The sequence below is a fragment of the Actinomadura luzonensis genome, assembly GCF_022664455.2.
GTDB lineage: Bacteria > Actinomycetota > Actinomycetes > Streptosporangiales > Streptosporangiaceae > Nonomuraea > Nonomuraea luzonensis.
Genome location: NZ_JAKRKC020000001.1, coordinates 1,325,046 through 1,340,931 on the forward strand (window position 1 = coordinate 1,325,046; position 15,886 = coordinate 1,340,931).

17 protein-coding genes are annotated in these 15,886 nt (G+C 75.5%); 7 read left to right on the top strand and 10 right to left on the bottom strand.

Translation table 11 applies throughout. The features are described from left to right. Positions 1 to 62: 62 nt before the first annotated feature. From MF672_RS06265 to MF672_RS06285, 5 genes are all read left to right on the top strand, one after another. On the top strand, positions 63 to 617 hold the full coding sequence (locus tag MF672_RS06265) for an RNA polymerase sigma factor (RefSeq protein ID WP_242380464.1): 555 nt from the start codon (positions 63 to 65) through the stop codon (positions 615 to 617). Next, positions 617 to 1,450, top strand: a complete 834-nt coding sequence (locus MF672_RS06270) for a hypothetical protein (RefSeq protein WP_242380461.1) — start codon at positions 617 to 619, stop codon at positions 1,448 to 1,450. The genes MF672_RS06265 and MF672_RS06270 overlap by 1 nt, the downstream gene beginning before the upstream one ends. A gap of 148 nt (positions 1,451 to 1,598) precedes the next feature. Then, the gene (locus MF672_RS06275) at positions 1,599 to 3,065 is read left to right on the top strand and encodes a hypothetical protein (RefSeq protein ID WP_242380459.1); all 1,467 of its coding nucleotides are present in this window, start codon (positions 1,599 to 1,601) and stop codon (positions 3,063 to 3,065) included. A 19-nt stretch (positions 3,066 to 3,084) separates the two neighbouring features. Further along, positions 3,085 to 3,288 (top strand): hypothetical protein, encoded by a 204-nt coding sequence (locus MF672_RS06280; protein ID WP_242380457.1) that lies wholly within the window; start codon positions 3,085 to 3,087, stop codon positions 3,286 to 3,288. After that, complete coding sequence (locus MF672_RS06285; protein WP_242380454.1) at positions 3,285 to 4,085, top strand: alpha/beta fold hydrolase; 801 nt, start codon at positions 3,285 to 3,287, stop codon at positions 4,083 to 4,085. Before MF672_RS06280 ends, MF672_RS06285 begins: the two co-directional genes overlap by 4 nt. 132 nt (positions 4,086 to 4,217) lie before the next feature. On the opposite strand, the gene MF672_RS06290 is transcribed toward MF672_RS06285, so the two are convergent. Beyond that, positions 4,218 to 5,267 carry an aldo/keto reductase gene (locus MF672_RS06290; protein WP_242380451.1) on the bottom strand — a complete coding sequence of 350 codons (1,050 nt, stop codon included), beginning with the start codon at positions 5,265 to 5,267 and terminating at the stop codon, positions 4,218 to 4,220. Between the two features lie 56 nt (positions 5,268 to 5,323). On the opposite strand from MF672_RS06290, the gene MF672_RS06295 reads away from it, so the two are divergent. After that, positions 5,324 to 5,710, top strand: a complete 387-nt coding sequence (locus MF672_RS06295; RefSeq protein ID WP_242380473.1) for a MerR family transcriptional regulator — start codon at positions 5,324 to 5,326, stop codon at positions 5,708 to 5,710. Between the two features lie 27 nt (positions 5,711 to 5,737). On the opposite strand, the gene MF672_RS51250 is transcribed toward MF672_RS06295, so the two are convergent. Genes MF672_RS51250 through MF672_RS06340 form a run of 7 tightly spaced genes read right to left on the bottom strand, consistent with a single transcriptional unit; the run spans position 5,738 to position 14,184 of the window. Next, the gene (locus MF672_RS51250; RefSeq protein WP_242380448.1) at positions 5,738 to 9,301 is read right to left on the bottom strand and encodes an nSTAND1 domain-containing NTPase; all 3,564 of its coding nucleotides are present in this window, start codon (positions 9,299 to 9,301) and stop codon (positions 5,738 to 5,740) included. A gap of 58 nt (positions 9,302 to 9,359) precedes the next feature. Further along, positions 9,360 to 10,424, bottom strand: coding sequence for a VWA domain-containing protein (locus MF672_RS06315; RefSeq protein ID WP_242380446.1), 1,065 nt, complete (start codon positions 10,422 to 10,424; stop codon positions 9,360 to 9,362). Continuing rightward, positions 10,425 to 11,264 carry a VWA domain-containing protein gene (locus tag MF672_RS06320; RefSeq protein ID WP_247815188.1) on the bottom strand — a complete coding sequence of 280 codons (840 nt, stop codon included), beginning with the start codon at positions 11,262 to 11,264 and terminating at the stop codon, positions 10,425 to 10,427. It abuts the gene before it with no gap. Positions 11,265 to 11,281: 17 nt separating this feature from the next. Then, a complete protein-coding gene (locus MF672_RS06325) occupies positions 11,282 to 11,443 on the bottom strand; it encodes a hypothetical protein (protein ID WP_247815189.1) in 162 nt (53 codons plus the stop codon). Continuing rightward, positions 11,440 to 12,324 carry a DUF58 domain-containing protein gene (locus MF672_RS06330; protein WP_242380442.1) on the bottom strand — a complete coding sequence of 295 codons (885 nt, stop codon included), beginning with the start codon at positions 12,322 to 12,324 and terminating at the stop codon, positions 11,440 to 11,442. Before MF672_RS06330 ends, MF672_RS06325 begins: the two co-directional genes overlap by 4 nt. Before the next feature lie 11 nt (positions 12,325 to 12,335). Then, a complete protein-coding gene (locus MF672_RS06335; protein ID WP_242380440.1) occupies positions 12,336 to 13,331 on the bottom strand; it encodes an AAA family ATPase in 996 nt (331 codons plus the stop codon). A gap of 19 nt (positions 13,332 to 13,350) precedes the next feature. Continuing rightward, positions 13,351 to 14,184 carry a S1C family serine protease gene (locus MF672_RS06340; RefSeq protein ID WP_242380438.1) on the bottom strand — a complete coding sequence of 278 codons (834 nt, stop codon included), beginning with the start codon at positions 14,182 to 14,184 and terminating at the stop codon, positions 13,351 to 13,353. A 187-nt stretch (positions 14,185 to 14,371) separates the two neighbouring features. Between MF672_RS06340 and MF672_RS06345 the strand changes: the two genes are divergently transcribed. Beyond that, positions 14,372 to 14,758: an RNA-binding S4 domain-containing protein gene (locus MF672_RS06345; protein ID WP_242380435.1), complete on the top strand. Its 387-nt coding sequence runs from the start codon at positions 14,372 to 14,374 to the stop codon at positions 14,756 to 14,758. Between the two features lie 9 nt (positions 14,759 to 14,767). Here MF672_RS06345 and MF672_RS06350 read toward each other — a convergent pair whose 3' ends face one another. Beyond that, positions 14,768 to 15,562 (bottom strand): SDR family NAD(P)-dependent oxidoreductase, encoded by a 795-nt coding sequence (locus MF672_RS06350; RefSeq protein ID WP_242380433.1) that lies wholly within the window; start codon positions 15,560 to 15,562, stop codon positions 14,768 to 14,770. A gap of 145 nt (positions 15,563 to 15,707) precedes the next feature. After that, a complete protein-coding gene (locus MF672_RS51255; protein WP_302893168.1) occupies positions 15,708 to 15,839 on the bottom strand; it encodes a hypothetical protein in 132 nt (43 codons plus the stop codon). Positions 15,840 to 15,886 lie beyond the last annotated feature (47 nt).

The window sequence follows — 15,886 nt, forward strand, 5'->3', positions numbered from 1 at the left end:
ACGATCTGGCGGGGCCGGACAGGTACGGGATGTCGGACCAGTCGGGGATGAGAGAAGGCAGCGTGACGCGCCATGACCGCAGACAGCGCTTCGAGGTGATCTACGATGCCACCTACGCCGACATCCTGGCCTACCTCCGGCGGCGTACCGGCTCGCCCGAGGACGCCGCCGACGCCCTCGCCGAGACGTTCACCACGGCCTGGCGCCGGCTGGACGACATCCCCGAGGGGCCGGACGCGCGCCTGTGGCTGTTCGGCGTGGCCCGCCGGGTGCTGGCCAACGGCCGCCGGGCCGAGTCGCGCCGCGGCGAGCTGGTGGAACGGCTGGGTCACCAGCTCGCCGGGTGGGCGGAGCACACCGAGGCCGCGGAGGGCCTGGCGGGGGTGCGGGAGGCGTTCGCGCGGCTGAGCGGCGACGACCGGGAGATCCTCGCGCTGGCCGGCTGGGAGGGGCTGGGCTCCGACGAGATCGCCACCGTCCTGGGCTGCTCGCGGGCCAACGCCCGGCTGCGGCTGCACCGGGCCCGCAAACGGCTGGCCAGGCACCTGGACACGGCGGGCGTCGACCTGGCCCGCATCGGCCTGCGGGCCGTCGCGATGACGAAGGGGGCTGTGTGATGCACGAGATCGATCGCCTGGTGGCCGGCATCGCGCCCGACCCCGGCCCCGGCATGACGCCGATCGCCAGGGAGCTGCTGGAGGAGATCACCTCCGTTCCCGTCCCGGAGCGCCGGCGCCGCCGCGGATGGCTCGCCGTTCCCCGGCCGCGCAGGTGGGCGGCCGTGCCGGCGCTGGCCGCGCTGGCCGCGCTGCTGTCCTTCGGCGTCGCGCAGGCCCCTGCCTCCGCCGCGCTCGACATCGAGCGGGTCGGCGACCACTACGTGATCACGGTGCAGGACCTGCTGGCCGAGCCCGCGGTGTACCAGCGCGAGCTGCGGGCCCGGGGCCTGGACATCACGCTCGACGTGGTGCCGACGTCCGCGAGCCTGACCGGCCAGATCATCGTGATCAGCGACCTGGACCGGTTGCGGTCCGGCCAGATGGTGTCCGGCGAAGGCCCGATCACCACGATCGACGCCCCCGGGCCGTGCGAGCGGTTCACCGGCTGCCCCATCGGCGTCAAGGTGCCGGTCGGCTTCGACAAGAAGGCCGCGATCACCCTCGGCAGGCGGGCGCTGCCCGGCGAGCGGTACCAGATGCCGCCCGGCATCGCCCTGCCCGGCGAGCCCCTGCACTGCGTGGCCTACGTCGGCAAGAGCGTCGCGGAGGTCTCGGCCCTGCTGCGCGAGCGGGGCGTCACCCCGTCGTACGTGTCCGCCGGCAAGCGGGCGGTCCCTTCCGCCCCCGGCGACTGGTACGTGCACGACGGCGTCATGAGCGCCGACGGCCAGGCCCTGTTGCTGGTCGGCCCCGAGCGCGCCGACCGCCCGGCGCCGCAGTCCCCCTGCTGATCCCGGCTCCGCCGTCCCGCGGGTGATCCCGACACCTCCGTCCCCCTGCTGATCCCGGACGGACGCCTCTCGTCCCCCGGTTCGTCACCGCCATGCGTGCTTCTCGGCATGCGCGGAACTCCGTCATGCCCCCACGATCGGATCTCGCGTGCTCACCGACACCCGCGAGGCGCCGCCCGTGCCGCGCCTCCTGCCCGTCCTGGCCGGTCACCGCCTGTTCGCCGCGCTGCTGCTGCCGGCCGCCGCGCTGCGGGTGGTGACCATGCTGGCCTACCGTCCGGCCACCCTCTACTGGTACGACTCCTTCACCTACCTCGACACCGCCGTGCATCCGGCCCCGTCGGCGACGTTCCACCCCATCGGGTACCCGCTGCTGCTGCGGGCGCTGCTGCCGTTCCACAGCGTGGGGCTGGTCGCGGCCGTGCAGCACGTCCTCGGCCTCGGCACCGGCGTGCTGCTGTACGCGGTGCTGCGCCGCAGGTCGGCGCCCGGCTGGGCAGCGGCGGCGGCGACGGTGCCGCTGCTGTTCGACGCCTCGTTCCTGCGGCTGGAGCACGCCGTGCTGTCCGACTCGCAGTTCGTCTTCCTGGTCGTGGCCGGGCTGGCCGTGCTGATGTGGTCGCCGCGGCTGTCCGTGCGCGCCGCCGCCGGAGCCGGTCTGCTGTTCGCCGCGGCGGCGTTGACCAGGACGATCGCGCTGCCGCTGCTGCTGCTCGTCGTGCTCGTGCTGGCCGTGCGGCGAGCGGGGTGGCGGCCGCTCGCCGCGCTGGTCCTGGCCGGCGCGCTGCCGCTGGCCGGGTACGCGGCCTGGTACGCCCAGCATCACGGCCGTTTCGCCCTCAGCGGCGCCGACGGGGTGGCCCTGTGGGCCCGGACGATGACGTTCGCCGACTGCGCCCGCATCCAGCCGCCGCCCGAGCTGGCGCGCCTGTGCCCCAACGGGACCCGGACGGACGCCGCCTCCGAATACGTGTGGGCCCCCGGGTCGTCGCTGAACCTGCTGCCCGGCGACCGGTTCACGCACAACGACCTGGCCCGCTCGTTCGCGATCGAGGCGATCCTCGCGCAGCCGCTCGACTACCTGGGCGACGTCGTACGCGACACCGCCATCGCCTTCTCCTGGACGCCGATCCCGCACCCCGACCGCGTCACCCCCGCCTTCGGCTTCCGCGGCGGACGCTGGGAACTGCCCGCCCAGCCGCTGGTCGAGCAGGTGAAGCGGGAGTACGACCCGGACCTCCGCGGCCTGTCGTCGGTGTCGCCGTGGGCGGATCTCCTCATCGCCTACCAGTACGCGGCGTACCTGCGCGGCCCGTTCCTGGGCCTGATCCTGCTGCTGGGCGCGGTCGCCGCGGCGCGGCGGCCGGGCGTGGCGCTGCTGCCGTGGGCGGTGGCGACGGGCCTGCTGGTCGGCCCGGTCGCGGTCCTGGACTTCGACCACCGGTACGTGCTGCCCGTCGTACCCGTCGCCTGCCTGGCCGCCGCCCTCCTGCGGCCGGAAGCCGGAGGGGCGGGACGCGGTCGCCGGTACGGGTTACGCGGGTGGGCAGGCGGGCAGCGGAGCGGGTCAGCGGGGACGAGCACGACGTCCGGGACGTTCTCGACCGGCGCCTGACCCGAGCACAGGGAGCAGAATGAACGACAGCCCGCAGGAAGAACGGCCCATCGAGCGCGGCGGGAGCGAGGAGGCGAGCGGTGCGCCGCTGACCCCGGCCGAGGAGGAGGCGCGCAGGCGCCCGCCGGGGGTCACTCCGGGGGTCACGCCCGGCACCACCGGCGACGAGGGCGAGGGCGAGTTCGAACGCCGCAAGGAGCTCAATCCCGACGACTTCGAGTGAGCGGCGGGACGGAGGCGCGGATCGCCGAACGCTGGCACGACGTGGCCGGCCGGCGGGTCCGCAGCCTGGAGGCGGGGGGGCCCGGCGGCGGGGAGGCGCCGGTGGTCGTGGTCGTTCCGGGGCTCGGCGCGCTCGGGTACCTGCTCGACACCCTGGCCGGCTGCGCCGCGTGGGCGCGGGCGTACCTGCTGGACGTGCCGGGCTTCGGGCACCGGCGGCCCGCGGCCGGCGAGGTGGAGCTGCCCGCCATGGTCCGGCTCGTCGCCGCCTGGCTCGGCGCCGTGCCCGGCCGGCCCGTCGTCCTGGCCGGGCACTCCACGGGAGCCCAGGTCGCGCTGCACGTCGCCGCCTCCTTACCGGGGCGGGTCGAGGCGCTCACCCTGCTGGGGCCGGTGTTCCCGCCGGAGCAGCGGACGGTGGCCGGGGTGCTGCCGCCCTTTCTGCGCACCCTGCGGCACGAGCCTCTGGGGGCGGTGCCCGCCACCCTGCCGTACTACGTGCGCGGCGGGGTCCGGGCCATGGCGCGTTTCATCCGCTCCGGGCAGCAGGACGCGCCTGAGGCGGTCGCCGGCGGCGTCTCCTGCCCGGTGCTGGTGGCCCGGGGCGCCCAGGACGCCCTCGCTCCGGCGGAGTGGGCCGAGCGGCTGGCGGGGGCGGCGGCACGGGGGCGGGCGGTGACCGTGCCAGGAGCCCACGCGTTCCCGTTCCGGCGCGGTGGGCTGACGGCCGCGCTGATCGCGGACGTGGCCGCCGAAGCGCGGAGCGGCCGGGATCGGCCGGGCGGTCCCGGGGGTTAGGGGAACCGGCGCCGCCGCCTTCCCGGGCGGCGTCGGGCCTGGCGGGCCGGGGACGCCGACTCCTGGGCGCGGGCCGGGTCAGCTCGCGGCGCGGTCGGTCAGGGGACGCCGCCTCCTGAGCGCGCGGCCGGGTCAGCTCGCGGCGCGGTCGGTCAGGGGACGGCGGCGCAGGGCGGGGTCGGTCAGGGGGGCGGGGCTCCAGAGGGCGACCGGCGGGTAGACGTTGGTGCCGGGCGGCACGAGCTCGTCGATCCGGTCGAGCACGGCGTCGTCGAGGACCAGCGAGGCGCCCTTCAGCAGGCTCTCCAACTGCTCCATCGTCCGGGGGCCGAGGATGACCGAGGTGACCGCCGGGTGGGCCGCGACGAAGGCGACGGCCAGCTCCGGCAGGGTGCGGCCGAGCTCGTCCGCCAGCTTCACCAGCTCCTCGACGACCTCCAGCTTGGCCGCGTTGACCGGGACGGACGGGTCAAACCGCTGCGGCGCCCGCGCGGCGCGGCCCCGCGACAGGTCGATCTGCTGCCCCTTGCGGTACCGGCCGGTCAGGAAGCCCCAGCCCAGCGGGCTGTAGGTGAGCACGCCCATGCCGAGCCGCTGCGCCGTGGGCAGGACGTCGCCCTCGATGCCGCGGGCGAGGACGTTGTACGGCGGCTGCTCGGTGCGGAACCGGTACAGGCCGCGCTGCCGGGCCACGTGGTACGCCTCGACCGTCTCGTGGGCGGGGAAGGCCGAGCTGCCGAAGGCGCGGATCTTGCCCTGCCGCACCAGGTCGGTCAGCGCGGCGAGGGTCTCCTCGAGGTCGGTCCGGTGGTCGGGGCGGTGGATCTGGTAGAGGTCGATCCAGTCGGTCCGCAGCCGCTTGAGGCTCGCCTCGACCGCGCGGGTGATCCAGCGCCGCGAGTTGCCGCCCCGGTTGGGGCCCTCGCCCATGGGGAAGTGCACCTTGGTGGCGAGCACGACGTCGTCCCGCCGGCCTTGCAGCGCCTTGCCCACGATCTCCTCGGACTCGCCCGCCGAGTACATGTCGGCGGTGTCGACAAAGTTGACGCCCTGGTCGAGGGCGGCGTGGATGACGCGGATGCTGTCGTCGTGGTCGGGGTTGCCGGCCGAGCCGAACATCATCGTGCCCAGGCAGTAGGCGCTGACCTCGATGCCGGTGCCGCCGAGAATGCGATATCTCATGAACCGCACCATAGAATCTAGAGCCGCCTCTAGGTCAAACTGGCCGCATGGCGGGGATGAGCATCGGCCAGGTCGCCGAGCGCACCGGGCTCAGCGTGCACACGCTCCGGTTCTACGAGCGGGAGGGGCTGCTGGCCCAGCCGGTGCGCCGGGGCACCGCGGGTCACCGGGTCTACAGCGAGGACGACGTCGGCTGGCTGGGCGTGTGCATGCGGCTGCGCGCCTCCGGCATGCCGCTGACCGACATCCGGCGCTACACCGACCTGGTACGGGCGGGCCAGGGCAACGAGGCGGACCGGCTGGAGGTGCTGCGCGAGCACCGCGAACGGATCCTGGCCCGGATGGACGAGCTCGACGCGTGCCTGCGGCTGATCACCCACAAGGTGGCGATCTACGAGGGACGGCTGGGCCTGCGGGACGAGGTCCCCGACTGCGTGCCATGAGGTGACGGGCGCCGTGGTCACGGGAGGTCACGGGCACACCTGGCGGAACTCCTCGCCCTCCACGTGACGCCCCCACTCGGCGCGGGTGAAGGAGCGGCCCGCCTGCGCGCACACCGCGGCGGCGGGGTCGGCGGGCGCCGCGACGTTCCACAGCCGCACCGTCAGGTCGGCGCCGGCCGTGGCGAGCAGGGTGCCGTCCGGGCTGAAGGCCACGTCGGCGACGTTCTTCGCGTGCCCGGTCAGCGGGGGGCCGATCTGGCGCAGGGTCGGCACGTCCCACAGCCGCACCGTGCGGTCGCCGGAGCCGGTGGCGAGGATCCGGCCGTCGGGGCTGAACTCCATCGCGTCCACGGAGTTGTCGTGACCGGTCAGGATGACGCCGCTCTGCCGCCGGGTCGCGACGTCCCAGAGCCGCACCGCGCCGTCGGCCGCGGTCGTGGCCAGGATCCTCCCGTCGCCGCTGAAGGCCAGGGCGGTGTGCTGGTCCGTGGCGGCGCCGCGCAGCGGCTCCCCGAGCTGGCGGCGGGTGGCGACGTCGAACAGCCGCACCGTCCGGTCGCTGCCCGCCAGCGCCAGCAGGGCCCCGTCGGGGCTGAACGCCTTCGCCGGCACGAAGCTGGTGTGGTCCTTGACGACGATGCGCGGCCCGCTCTCGCGGCGGCCCGCGACGTCCCAGATCGCGACGGAGCCCTCGGTGCCGGTCAGCACCCAGAAGGCGTCGAGCGCGCCGTCGCCGCTCAGGTCGCCGAACGAGCGGAGCCGGTCGGCGGGGCCGAGCTGCCGGCGGGTGGCCGTGTCCCACCGCCGGACGGTGCCGTCGGTCCCGGCCGCGGTGAGCGTCCGGCCGTCGCGGCTGAACCTGATGGCGCGGACGCCGGTCCACTCGCCGGGCGACGGGTCGTCCGCGGGGCGCAGGCGGGCGCCGCTCTCGCGGTGCGTGGCCACGTCGAAGAGCCGCACGCCGCCGTCCTCGCGGGCGGTGCCCATGGCGACCACGGGGTCGGCGGCGGCGAGGGTCCTGCCGTCGGGGCTGAAGGCGACGTCGTACGTGCCGGGCATCGCCGCGCCGAGCTGCCGGTGCGCCGTCGGGTCCCACAACCACACCTGGCCGTCCACGTCGGCGGCCGCGAGGGTGCGCCCGTCGGGGCTGAACGCCATCCTCGTGTTGAGGAACCGCCTGCCGGTCAGCGGGTCGCCCACCTGGAGGCGGCTCGCGACGTCCCACAGCCGGGTGTAGCCGTCCCTGCCGCCGGTGGCGAGCCTGGTCCCGTCCGGGCTGAAGGCCACCGAGGAGAAGCCGAGGCCGCTGCCGGCGCCGCGCAGGACGCCGCCGATCTGCTCGTGGGCGGCCAGGTCCCAGAGCCGGGCGGTACGGTCCGCGACGCTGACCGTCGCGAGCGTCCGTCCGTCCGGGCTGACGGAGATGCCGCTGATGTCGCCGGTGTGGCCGGTGAGCGGCCTGCCGAGCCGGCGGCGGGTGGCGAGGTCCCAGACGCGCGCGGCGTCGTCGGCGCCCGCGCTGATCAGGTGTCGCCCGTCCGGGGTGAAGGCGACCTGGTTGACCGCGCCGGGCCCGTGGCGGAGGGGGTCGCCGGCCTGCCGGCGTTCGTCGGCGTCCCACAGCCGCACGGTGCCGCTCACGGTCGCGGTCGCGAGGGTCCTGCCGCTCGGGCTGAACGCCATCGCGCGCACTCCGTCCACGACGTCCATGGGGCGGCCCAGCGGCCGGCGGGTGGCCACGTCCCAGAGGACGACCTCGTGGAAGCAGGCCGTGGCCAGCACTTCGCCGTTGGGGCTGAAGGCCGCCGCGAAGCCGAGGACGCACAGGCCGGGGTGCACGATGGGCTCGCCGAGCTGCCGGCGGGTCACCGCGTCCCACAGCCGGACGGTGCCGTCGTGGCCGGTCGCGATGACCGAACCGGTGGGGCTGAACAGGAGCTGGTCCACGCCCGGGCCCTGCGCGGGCAGGAAGCCGCGGTCGGCGCGGGCCGCCACGTCGAGCAGGCGCCGGCGCGTCTCGGGGGTCTCGGCCAGCCGCCACGCCGTCACGGCCAGCAGCGCGGACGTGACCGGATCGTCGGTGACCTCGCTCTGCATCGCGAGCCGGCGCGACACCGCGAGCTGCCGCTCCCGCACCGCCACCGCGCGCTGCCGGTCGGCGTTGCCCGCCGCGTTCACCGCGACGCCGGCGGCGAGCAGGGCGAGCGCCGACAACGCGGCCAGGCCGGCCAGGACGAAGGCGCGGCGCCGGCCCGCCCGCCGCGCGGCCTCGGCGGACGCCGCGACGAACCGGGTCACGACGGGGCCGGGCGGCGGGAAGCTGCGCGGGTCGCGGTCCCAGCGGGGCCGGCTGTCCTGCACGGCCAGCAGCCGGGCCCCGCGGTAGAGGAAGGCGGGGTCGCGGTGGTTGTCGTTCCACTGCCCGGCGTCCTCGACGAGCCGGTCGTAGACCGCGTGCGCGGTCAGGTCGGGTTCGAGCCACTGCCGCAGGGTGGGCCAGGCGGTCAGCAGGGCGTCGTGGGCGATCTCCGCGCGGTCCTCGTGCAGCGTGATCAGGCGGACGCCGGCGAACGCCGACAGCAGCTCCCGGGCCCTGGGTTCGGCGTCCGTACCCGCGGCGGCGTGCAGCTCGGCCCAGGTCGCGGCGCGCCGCGCCATCCGCCCGCCCGCCGCGATCAGCGTCATCCGCCGGAACATCCGCAGGGCGGCCTTGCGGTCGCCGGGAGACAACCGGTCGAGCACCTCGTCGGCGGTGCGCCGCACGGAGGCGCGGACCTGGCCGGACTCCTCGTAGCCGCGGATGGTCAGCCGGCCGTCCGCGCGCCGCTCCCAGGTGTTGAGCAGCGCCTGCGACAGCAGCGGCAGGGAGCCGGCCTCGACGCCGTCGCCGGCGCGCACCTCGCGCAGCATGACCTCGACCAGGCCGGGCTCCAGCTCCAGGCCCGCGGCGGCGGCGGGACCGGTGATGGCCAGCCGCAGGTCCGGCTCGGTCATCGGCCCGACGATCACCTGGCCGTCCTGGATGGCCTCGGCGAGCTGCGGGTAGGCGGCGCAGCGGTCCCAGTAGTCGGCGCGGACGCCGACGACCACGGCGGCGCCGGCTCCGGCCAGGGCGTGCAGGGCCTGGACGAACGCCCGGCGCTCCCGCTCGTCGGCCACCAGGGTGAACAGCTCCTCGAACTGGTCCACCACGAGCACGAGCCGCCCGTCCGGCGGCCGTTCCCGCTCCGCGTACGCCCGTAATCGCCGGCCCGCCTCCTCGGCGGCGCCGCCGTACGCCCGCGCCCAGGCCCCGGCCAGCGCGCGGAACGGCTCCGCGGTCGGCGTGACGAGCAGCCGCGGCCAGTCCCGCGCCCCGGGCAGCGGCGGCGTGCCCGCCGCGAGCGCCGGCAGCAGCCCGGCCCGCAGCAGCGACGACTTGCCCACCCCCGACGCCCCCGACACCAGCAGGACGCAGCCGCGCTCCCGCAGCCGCGGCGCCAGCCGCTCCAGCAGGCCGCGCACCGCCCGCCGGCGGCCGAAGAACAGCTCGCTCCGGTCGCTCTCGAACGGCGCGAGCCCCTGGTACGGGCACACCTCCTCCGTCCCCATGGCAACCATTCTCGCCGGACGCGCCGGCCCGCCACAGCACCCGCCATGGGGCCCGCCGTCAGCGGGCCGGGCCGCGGGGCCGGTTCCACCAGAGGGAGAGGGACAGGGCGGCGGTGACGAGCAGGGCGCCGCCCCCGGCGAAGGCGGCGGCGACGTCGGCCTTCTCGCGCACCACCGTGAAGCTGCCGGACAGGCCGGCGAGGGCGTCCTGGAGCTCGTCGGCGTTCTCGGCCCGGCGGTAGGTGCCGCCGGTGGTCGCCGCGATCTGCTTGAGCGCGGGCTCGTCGATCAGGCGGACGTTGCGCCCGCCCCGGTCGAAGCCGCCGCGCCCGCCGAAGCCGCCGCCCCAGGCGCCGGAGCCGCCGCTGCCGAACTGGTCGCTCGTGCACACCATCGGGGCGGGGTTCGTGGTGCCGAAGCCGATGGTGAAGACGCGGACGCGGCGCAGGGCCGCCTCCTCGGCGGCCTTCCTCGGGTCCACGCCCTGGGTGTTCGCGCCGTCGGTCAGGACGACGACCGCGGCACTGGCGTACCCGTCGCCGGCGGCCGGGGCGGGAGTGGCGCCGGTGGGGGCGACGGACGGGTCGACCTCCGCGATCGCGTCGAGCGAGGTGAGCATGGCCTGGCCGATCGCGGTGCCGCGGGAGGTGACGAGGTCGTCGAGTGCCTTGACCAGCGCGTCGGTGTCGTCGGTGGGCGGGACGAGCAGGCCCGCGGTGCCGGCGAAGGTGACCAGGCCGATGCGCGGCCCGCCCCGCTGCGACTCCAGGAAGTCCACGGCGGCCTTCCGCGCGGCGGTGAGCCGGTTGGGATCGACGTCCGTGCTGCACATGGAGCCGGAGATGTCGAGGGCGAGCAGGATCGTCGCCGACCTCATCGGCACCGGCACCGACGCCTGCGGCCGCCCGGCACCGACCGCGAGCAGCGCGAGCCCGGCCACGAACAGCGCGGCCGGGATCCGCCGGGTCCAGCGCGTACGCCCGGGCAGCGCGCCGCGCACGAGCGCGATCGAGGTGACGCGCACCGCGGCCCGCCGGCGGCGGCGCAGCGCCCACCAGCGCACGCCGAGGAGCAGCGGCACGACCAGGACCGACAGCAGCGCCCACGGCCACGAGAACGACATTCAGATCACCCGCCCGGTGCGGAACACGGTGCGCGCCGCTCCCCCGGCGAGCAGCGCGAGAGCCAGCCCGATCAGCGCGCCGGCGAGCGGCAGCGGCTCGTCGGAGACGGTCAGCCGCAGGTCGATCGTGTCGGCGATGCCGTCGAGGCGCGCGACGTCGGAGGCGGCGTGGTAGCCGCCGCCGGTGGTCCGCGCGATCATGGTGAGGGTGTCCTCCTCCAGCGAGGTCTGCAGGTGGTAGCCGTCGACCTCCACCGTCGTCCCGGCCTTGGTGCCGACCCCGACGGTGTGGACGCGCACGCCCGCCTTCTGGGCCGCGGCGGCGGCCAGCTCGACGTCCCCGCCCTGCCCGCCGCCCTGCCCCCCGCCCTGCCCGCTGCCCTGCCCTGACGCGCCTTCCCCGGCTCCGCCGCGGTCCTGGCCGTCGGTGAACATCACGATCGTCGCCGACGGCCAGTACCCGAGGTCCGGCAGGGCCCCGTCCCGCCCGAAGCCCACCTGCTCGCCGGTGATCGCCGACAACGCGGTCACGATGGCCGTCCCCAGGGAGGTGCCGCCCTCCGGCTTCAGCCGGTCGATGGCCTTCAGCGCCACGGTGTGGTCGCCGTCGGGGCGGGCGGTGATGAGCGCGGCGCGCCCGAACGCGACGACGCCGATGTCCACGCTGTCCGGCTGGGCCTCGACGAACGCGCGGGCCGCCCGCTGCGCCGCGGCCAGCCGGGACGGCGCGACGTCGTCCGCGGCCATGCTGGTGGAGACGTCCACGGCGAGGATGACGGTGCCCGCGGCGCGCGGCACCGGCACCATCGCGACCGGCCCGGCGGCGGCGAGCGCCAGCACCCCGACGCCGGCAACCGTCAGCCCGGCCCCGAGGTGCGCCCGCCGCCCCCGCCCGGCACCGCCACGCCGGCCGCGGCGAACGCGGCCGCCCGGCGGCGGGCCGAGACGACCACCGCCCAGGCGAGCGCCGCCGTGACGAGCAGCCCGGCGACCAGCAGCAACGGCGACGACAGCGTCATGGCGACCGGTCCCGGGTCCTGGTGACGACCTCGACGAGCGCCTCCGCCAGGTCGCGGTCGGTGCCGACGCGGTGGACGGGCACCCCGGCCCGGCGCATGCCCGCCGCCAGCCGGGCGTCGCGGGCGTCCACCGCCTCCCGGAGGCGGACGCGCAGCAGCGGGTCGGCGGAGTCCACGACGAGCTGCTCGCCGGTCTCCGCGTCCTCGACGACGATCAGCCCGGCCTCGGGCAGCGTGTCGTCGGCGGCGTCCACGACGCGCAGGGCGACCACCTCGTGCCGGCGGGCCAGGCGCTGGAGCGAGCGCTCCCAGTCGCCGTCGCCGATGAAGTCCGACACCACGACGACGAGGGCGCGGCGGCGGGCCAGCCGCCCGGCCGCGTCGAGCATCGCGGCCAGGTCGGTGGTGGCGCCGGAACGGGCCGCGGCGGTGCATTCCAGCTCGGCGCCGATCCGCAGCGCGTGCCGCCGGGACGTGCCGGGCGGCACGACCCGCACCACCCCGGTGTCGAACAGCACCGCGCCGACCCGGTTGCCGCCCCGCCCGAACAGCCGGGTCAGGACGAGCGCCAGCTCGGCGAGCACGTCGTGCTTGCCGCGCCCCGGCCGGCCGGCCGTCATGGACGCCGAGCGGTCGAGCACCAGCCACACCGTCAGCTCGCGGTCCTCGGTGAACACGCGGAGGTGCGGCTCGTCCAGGCGGGCGGTCACGTTCCAGTCGATGTGGCGGGCGTCGTCGCCCTCCGTGTACGCCCGCAGCCCGGTGAAGTCGATCCCGGAGCCGCGGTGCGCGGTGCGGTGGGCGCCCTGGAGCCGGCCGTCCAGCCGGCGGACGACCTTCCACTCCAGGCGGAGCAGCAGCCTCTCGGGGGCGGTGGTCATGGCGGCGGCGCTCAGCGGTTCCGCAGGACGACGTCGGGTGCCCGGACCGCGCCGAGGACCCTGGTGATGATCGTGTCGGCGTCCACGTCGTCCGCCAGGGCCTCGTACGACAGCACCAGGCGGTGCCGCAGCACGTCCAGCGCCAGCTCGGACAGGTCGCCGGGCAGGGCGTAGTCGCGTCCGCGCAGGAACGCCAGCGCCCGCGCGCCCGTCACCAGCGCGATGGAGGCCCGCGGGCTGGCCCCGTAGGTGACGTACCGCTCCAGCTCGCCGAGCCCGGCGGTCGCCGGGGAGCGGGTGACGGCGACCAGGCGGACCGCGTAGTCGACGATCGCCGGGTCGACGTACACCTGCTGGGCCCGGGCGCGCATGGCGACCAGGTCGTCGGTGGTCACCATCGGCTGCGGCGGCTCCGGCGGGCGCAGCGCCCGCTCGACGATGGCCTGCTCCTCGGGCTGCGTCGGGTAGTCCACGACCACCTTCATCATGAACCGGTCGACCTGCGCCTCGGGCAGCGGATAGGTGCCCTCGGACTCGATCGGGTTCTCCGTCGCCATGACGAGGAACGGCTCGGGCACCTTGAACGTCTCCCGCCCGATCGTCACCTGGTGCTCCTGCATCACCTCCAGCAGGGCGCTCTGGACCTTGGCGGGGGCGCGGTTGATCTCGTCGGCCAGCAGCAGGTTCGCGAACACCGGGCCGAGCTCCGTCCGGAACTCGCCGGTGTGCTGGTGGTAGACCCGCGTGCCGACGAGGTCGGCGGGCACCAGGTCCGGGGTGAACTGCACGCGCTGGAACCTGCCGGCGATCGCGGCGGCCAGCGACCGCACCGCGAGCGTCTTGGCCAGGCCCGGCACGCCCTCCACCAGCAGGTGGCCGTCGGCGACGAGCGCGACCGCCATGCGCTCCAGCAGCACGTCCTGGCCGACGATCGTGCGTTTGACCTCGAACAGCACCTGTTCGAGCGGATGCGTTCCGGCCGGCTCCGTCGGTCTGGGCGAGGTCATGCGGTGATCCTTTTCGTCGTCATATCGGGAGGCCGCCGCCGCCCGGGCCGTCGTCCCCTCCGCCGCCGCCCAGGGCCGCGCCGATGGGCACGGCGAACGCGATGCCGGCGAACGCCTCGTCGCCGCCCGGGTCCGCGATCGAGACGACGATCCCGACGAGCAGGCCGCGGGCGTCGAGGAGGGGGCCGCCGGAGCTGCCGGGGTTGACGGAGGCGTCGAACTGGATGAGCCCGTCGAGGTCGTCGCCCTCGGCGGTGCGGCCGGTGGTGCGGCCAGTGGTGCGGCCGGTGGTGCGGTTCAGGCCGGACACGACGCCGGTGGAGACGCTGTAGGTCAGGCCCAGCGGGTTGCCGATCGCGACGACGGAGGCGCCCACGTCCAGGGCGCCGCCGATCGTCGCGGGGACGACGACCTCGGGCAGCTTGGCGGGCCTGAGCGTGGCGACGTCCCGCTTTGGGTTGGCCGAGGCGACGACGGCCTTCGCCTTGGTGCCGTCGGCGAAGGTCAGGTCGATGTCCTTCGCGCTGTCCTTGACGACGTGGTGCGCGGTCAGGATCGTGCCGTCGTCGGCCGCGATCACCCCGGTCCCGAGGGCGTCCCCGGCCCGGATGACGACCACCGACGGGCCGACCCGCCTGAACACGTCCGGCACGGTGAGCGTCGCGCTGGGGGTCGGCGTCGGGCTAGGCCGCGGCGCGGCCGCCTGCCCGCGCCCGCCGCCGCCTCCCAGCCAGTACGCCAGCACCGCGACGACGACCAGCGCGCCGGCCCCGGCCGCCCACCGCCACCGGGCCTTCCCGGCCACAGCTCCCTGAGCCCCGGCCGCACCAGCCTCCTGCGGCACGCGCTCCATGCCCCCATATTCATAAAACGGGCCCCAAAGCGCCACAAATCCCACCTGAGAACTCCATGAGAACCGTCCCGCCCGGACGTTGACGGCGGAGCGGAGGGTGGGCCCAAAGCGCCACAAATCCCACCTGAGAACTCCATGAGAACCGACGGGGCCGAGTGGTTCCCGCTGGGGTCGCTACAGTGGCGGTGTGGTGGGTGAGCAGCAGAGCGGCCGGGTGGACAGCTGGATCTGGGCGGTGCGGCTCACCAGGACCCGGTCCATCGCCTCGGACGCCTGCCGCGGCGGCCACGTCCGGGTCAACGGCGTGCGGGTGAAGCCGGCGCACGCCGTCCGGGTCGGTGACGAGGTCCGGTTGCGGCACGAGGGCCGGGAACGCGTCGTGGTCGTCTCGAAGATCATCAGCAAGCGCGTCGGCGCCGCCGTGGCCGCCGAGTGCTACGTCGACAAGAGCCCGCCGCCGCCCCCGCGCGAGGAGACCGTGCGGGTGGCGGTGCGGGATCGCGGCGCGGGCCGTCCCACCAAGCGGGAGCGCCGCAGCATCGAACGGCTGCTCGGCCGCCCGCGCCCGGAGTGACCCGGCCGGCTACCCGGCGGCGCTCCGCAGCTCGGCCAGCAAATCCTGGGAGTAGGCGATGCGGCCGGTGAGGGCGGCGGCCGGGCGGTGGCACAGGGCGAACGCGGCCTCCGCCATGACCTCCGGCGGCTCGTTCCCGGGGGCGTCGTCGGTGGTGAGGCGGTGGAAGAGGGTGCCGGGGGTGGGCACGACCTGGTTCGGGGAGAGCGCGTTCACCGCGATGTTGTCGGCGTACAGCTCGGCGGCCAGGCCCGTGGTGAAGCGTTCGAGCGCGGCCTTGCACATGCCGTAGACCGTGCCGCCGAAGCCGGCGTACGGGCCGGGCGGGAACGTGGGGTGGCGGGCGGCGATGGAGGAGATGTTGAGTATCCAGCCCTCGCCCCGCGCCCGCATGCCGGGCACGACCAGTTGCGACAGGTGGAACGGCGCGGTGACCTGCACCTCGAACATCAGCCGGTAGCGGCGGTCGGTGAAGTCGGGCACCGGCGCGAAGTAGGTGACGGCGGCGTTGTTGACCAGGATGTCGATCTGCCCGTAGCGCTGCCCGGCGGCCTGGACGAGGTCCTGCCGGTCCTGCTCGCGGGCCAGGTCGGTGGCGTGGGCGGAGGCGGTGCCGCCGGCCGCCTCGATCCGGGCGACGGTGTCGCCGATCGTGCCTTCGAGCCGGCTCTGCGCGGCCTCCACGGTACGGGCGGCGACGACGACCTTCGCGCCCTCGGCGGCCAGCCGTACCGCGATGGCGGCGCCGATGCCCCTGCTCGCTCCGGTGACTACCGCGACCTTGCCTTCCAGTACGCCGCCCATGGCCGTCCTCTCCTGGGGCCCGTGCCCGACGCGGGGCTTCACGGCAATACTAGAATCCTGTTTTGGAATTGCGCCAGTGTCGCCGCCCGCGACGCGCGGGGCCGGCCGCGGAGAGCCGGCCCCGGCGCGGTGTTCGCGGCGGTGGTTACGGAAGGGCGTCGATGACGGCGTCGCGCCAGTCGTAGTTCATCCAGTCGTAGTTGGCCCACATGCCGCCGTTGACCGCGGCGAGCTCGCCCTCGGTCAGCTCGCGCGCGCCGCTCTCAAAGTCGTTCATCGCGAAAGGTCCTTTCCTTCGGTGATGGTGCTTCGACCAGCGTGGCA

Excerpts from the sequence above, each read along its gene's own strand:
- MF672_RS06330 (WP_242380442.1), bottom strand. The coding sequence starts at position 12,324 with ATGACCACCGCCCCCGAGAGGCTGCTGCTCCGCCTGGAGTGGAAGGTC.
- MF672_RS06325 (WP_247815189.1), bottom strand. The coding sequence starts at position 11,443 with ATGACGCTGTCGTCGCCGTTGCTGCTGGTCGCCGGGCTGCTCGTCACG.
- MF672_RS06290 (WP_242380451.1), bottom strand. The coding sequence starts at position 5,267 with ATGAGATATCGCATTCTCGGCGGCACCGGCATCGAGGTCAGCGCCTAC.
- MF672_RS51250 (WP_242380448.1), bottom strand. The coding sequence starts at position 9,301 with ATGGGGACGGAGGAGGTGTGCCCGTACCAGGGGCTCGCGCCGTTCGAG.
- MF672_RS06315 (WP_242380446.1), bottom strand. The coding sequence starts at position 10,424 with ATGTCGTTCTCGTGGCCGTGGGCGCTGCTGTCGGTCCTGGTCGTGCCG.
- MF672_RS06335 (WP_242380440.1), bottom strand. The coding sequence starts at position 13,331 with ATGACCTCGCCCAGACCGACGGAGCCGGCCGGAACGCATCCGCTCGAA.
- MF672_RS51255 (WP_302893168.1), bottom strand. The coding sequence starts at position 15,839 with ATGAACGACTTTGAGAGCGGCGCGCGCGAGCTGACCGAGGGCGAGCTC.
- MF672_RS06350 (WP_242380433.1), bottom strand. The coding sequence starts at position 15,562 with ATGGGCGGCGTACTGGAAGGCAAGGTCGCGGTAGTCACCGGAGCGAGC.
- MF672_RS06280 (WP_242380457.1), top strand. The coding sequence starts at position 3,085 with ATGAACGACAGCCCGCAGGAAGAACGGCCCATCGAGCGCGGCGGGAGC.
- MF672_RS06295 (WP_242380473.1), top strand. The coding sequence starts at position 5,324 with ATGAGCATCGGCCAGGTCGCCGAGCGCACCGGGCTCAGCGTGCACACG.
- MF672_RS06270 (WP_242380461.1), top strand. The coding sequence starts at position 617 with ATGCACGAGATCGATCGCCTGGTGGCCGGCATCGCGCCCGACCCCGGC.
- MF672_RS06340 (WP_242380438.1), bottom strand. The coding sequence starts at position 14,184 with ATGGAGCGCGTGCCGCAGGAGGCTGGTGCGGCCGGGGCTCAGGGAGCT.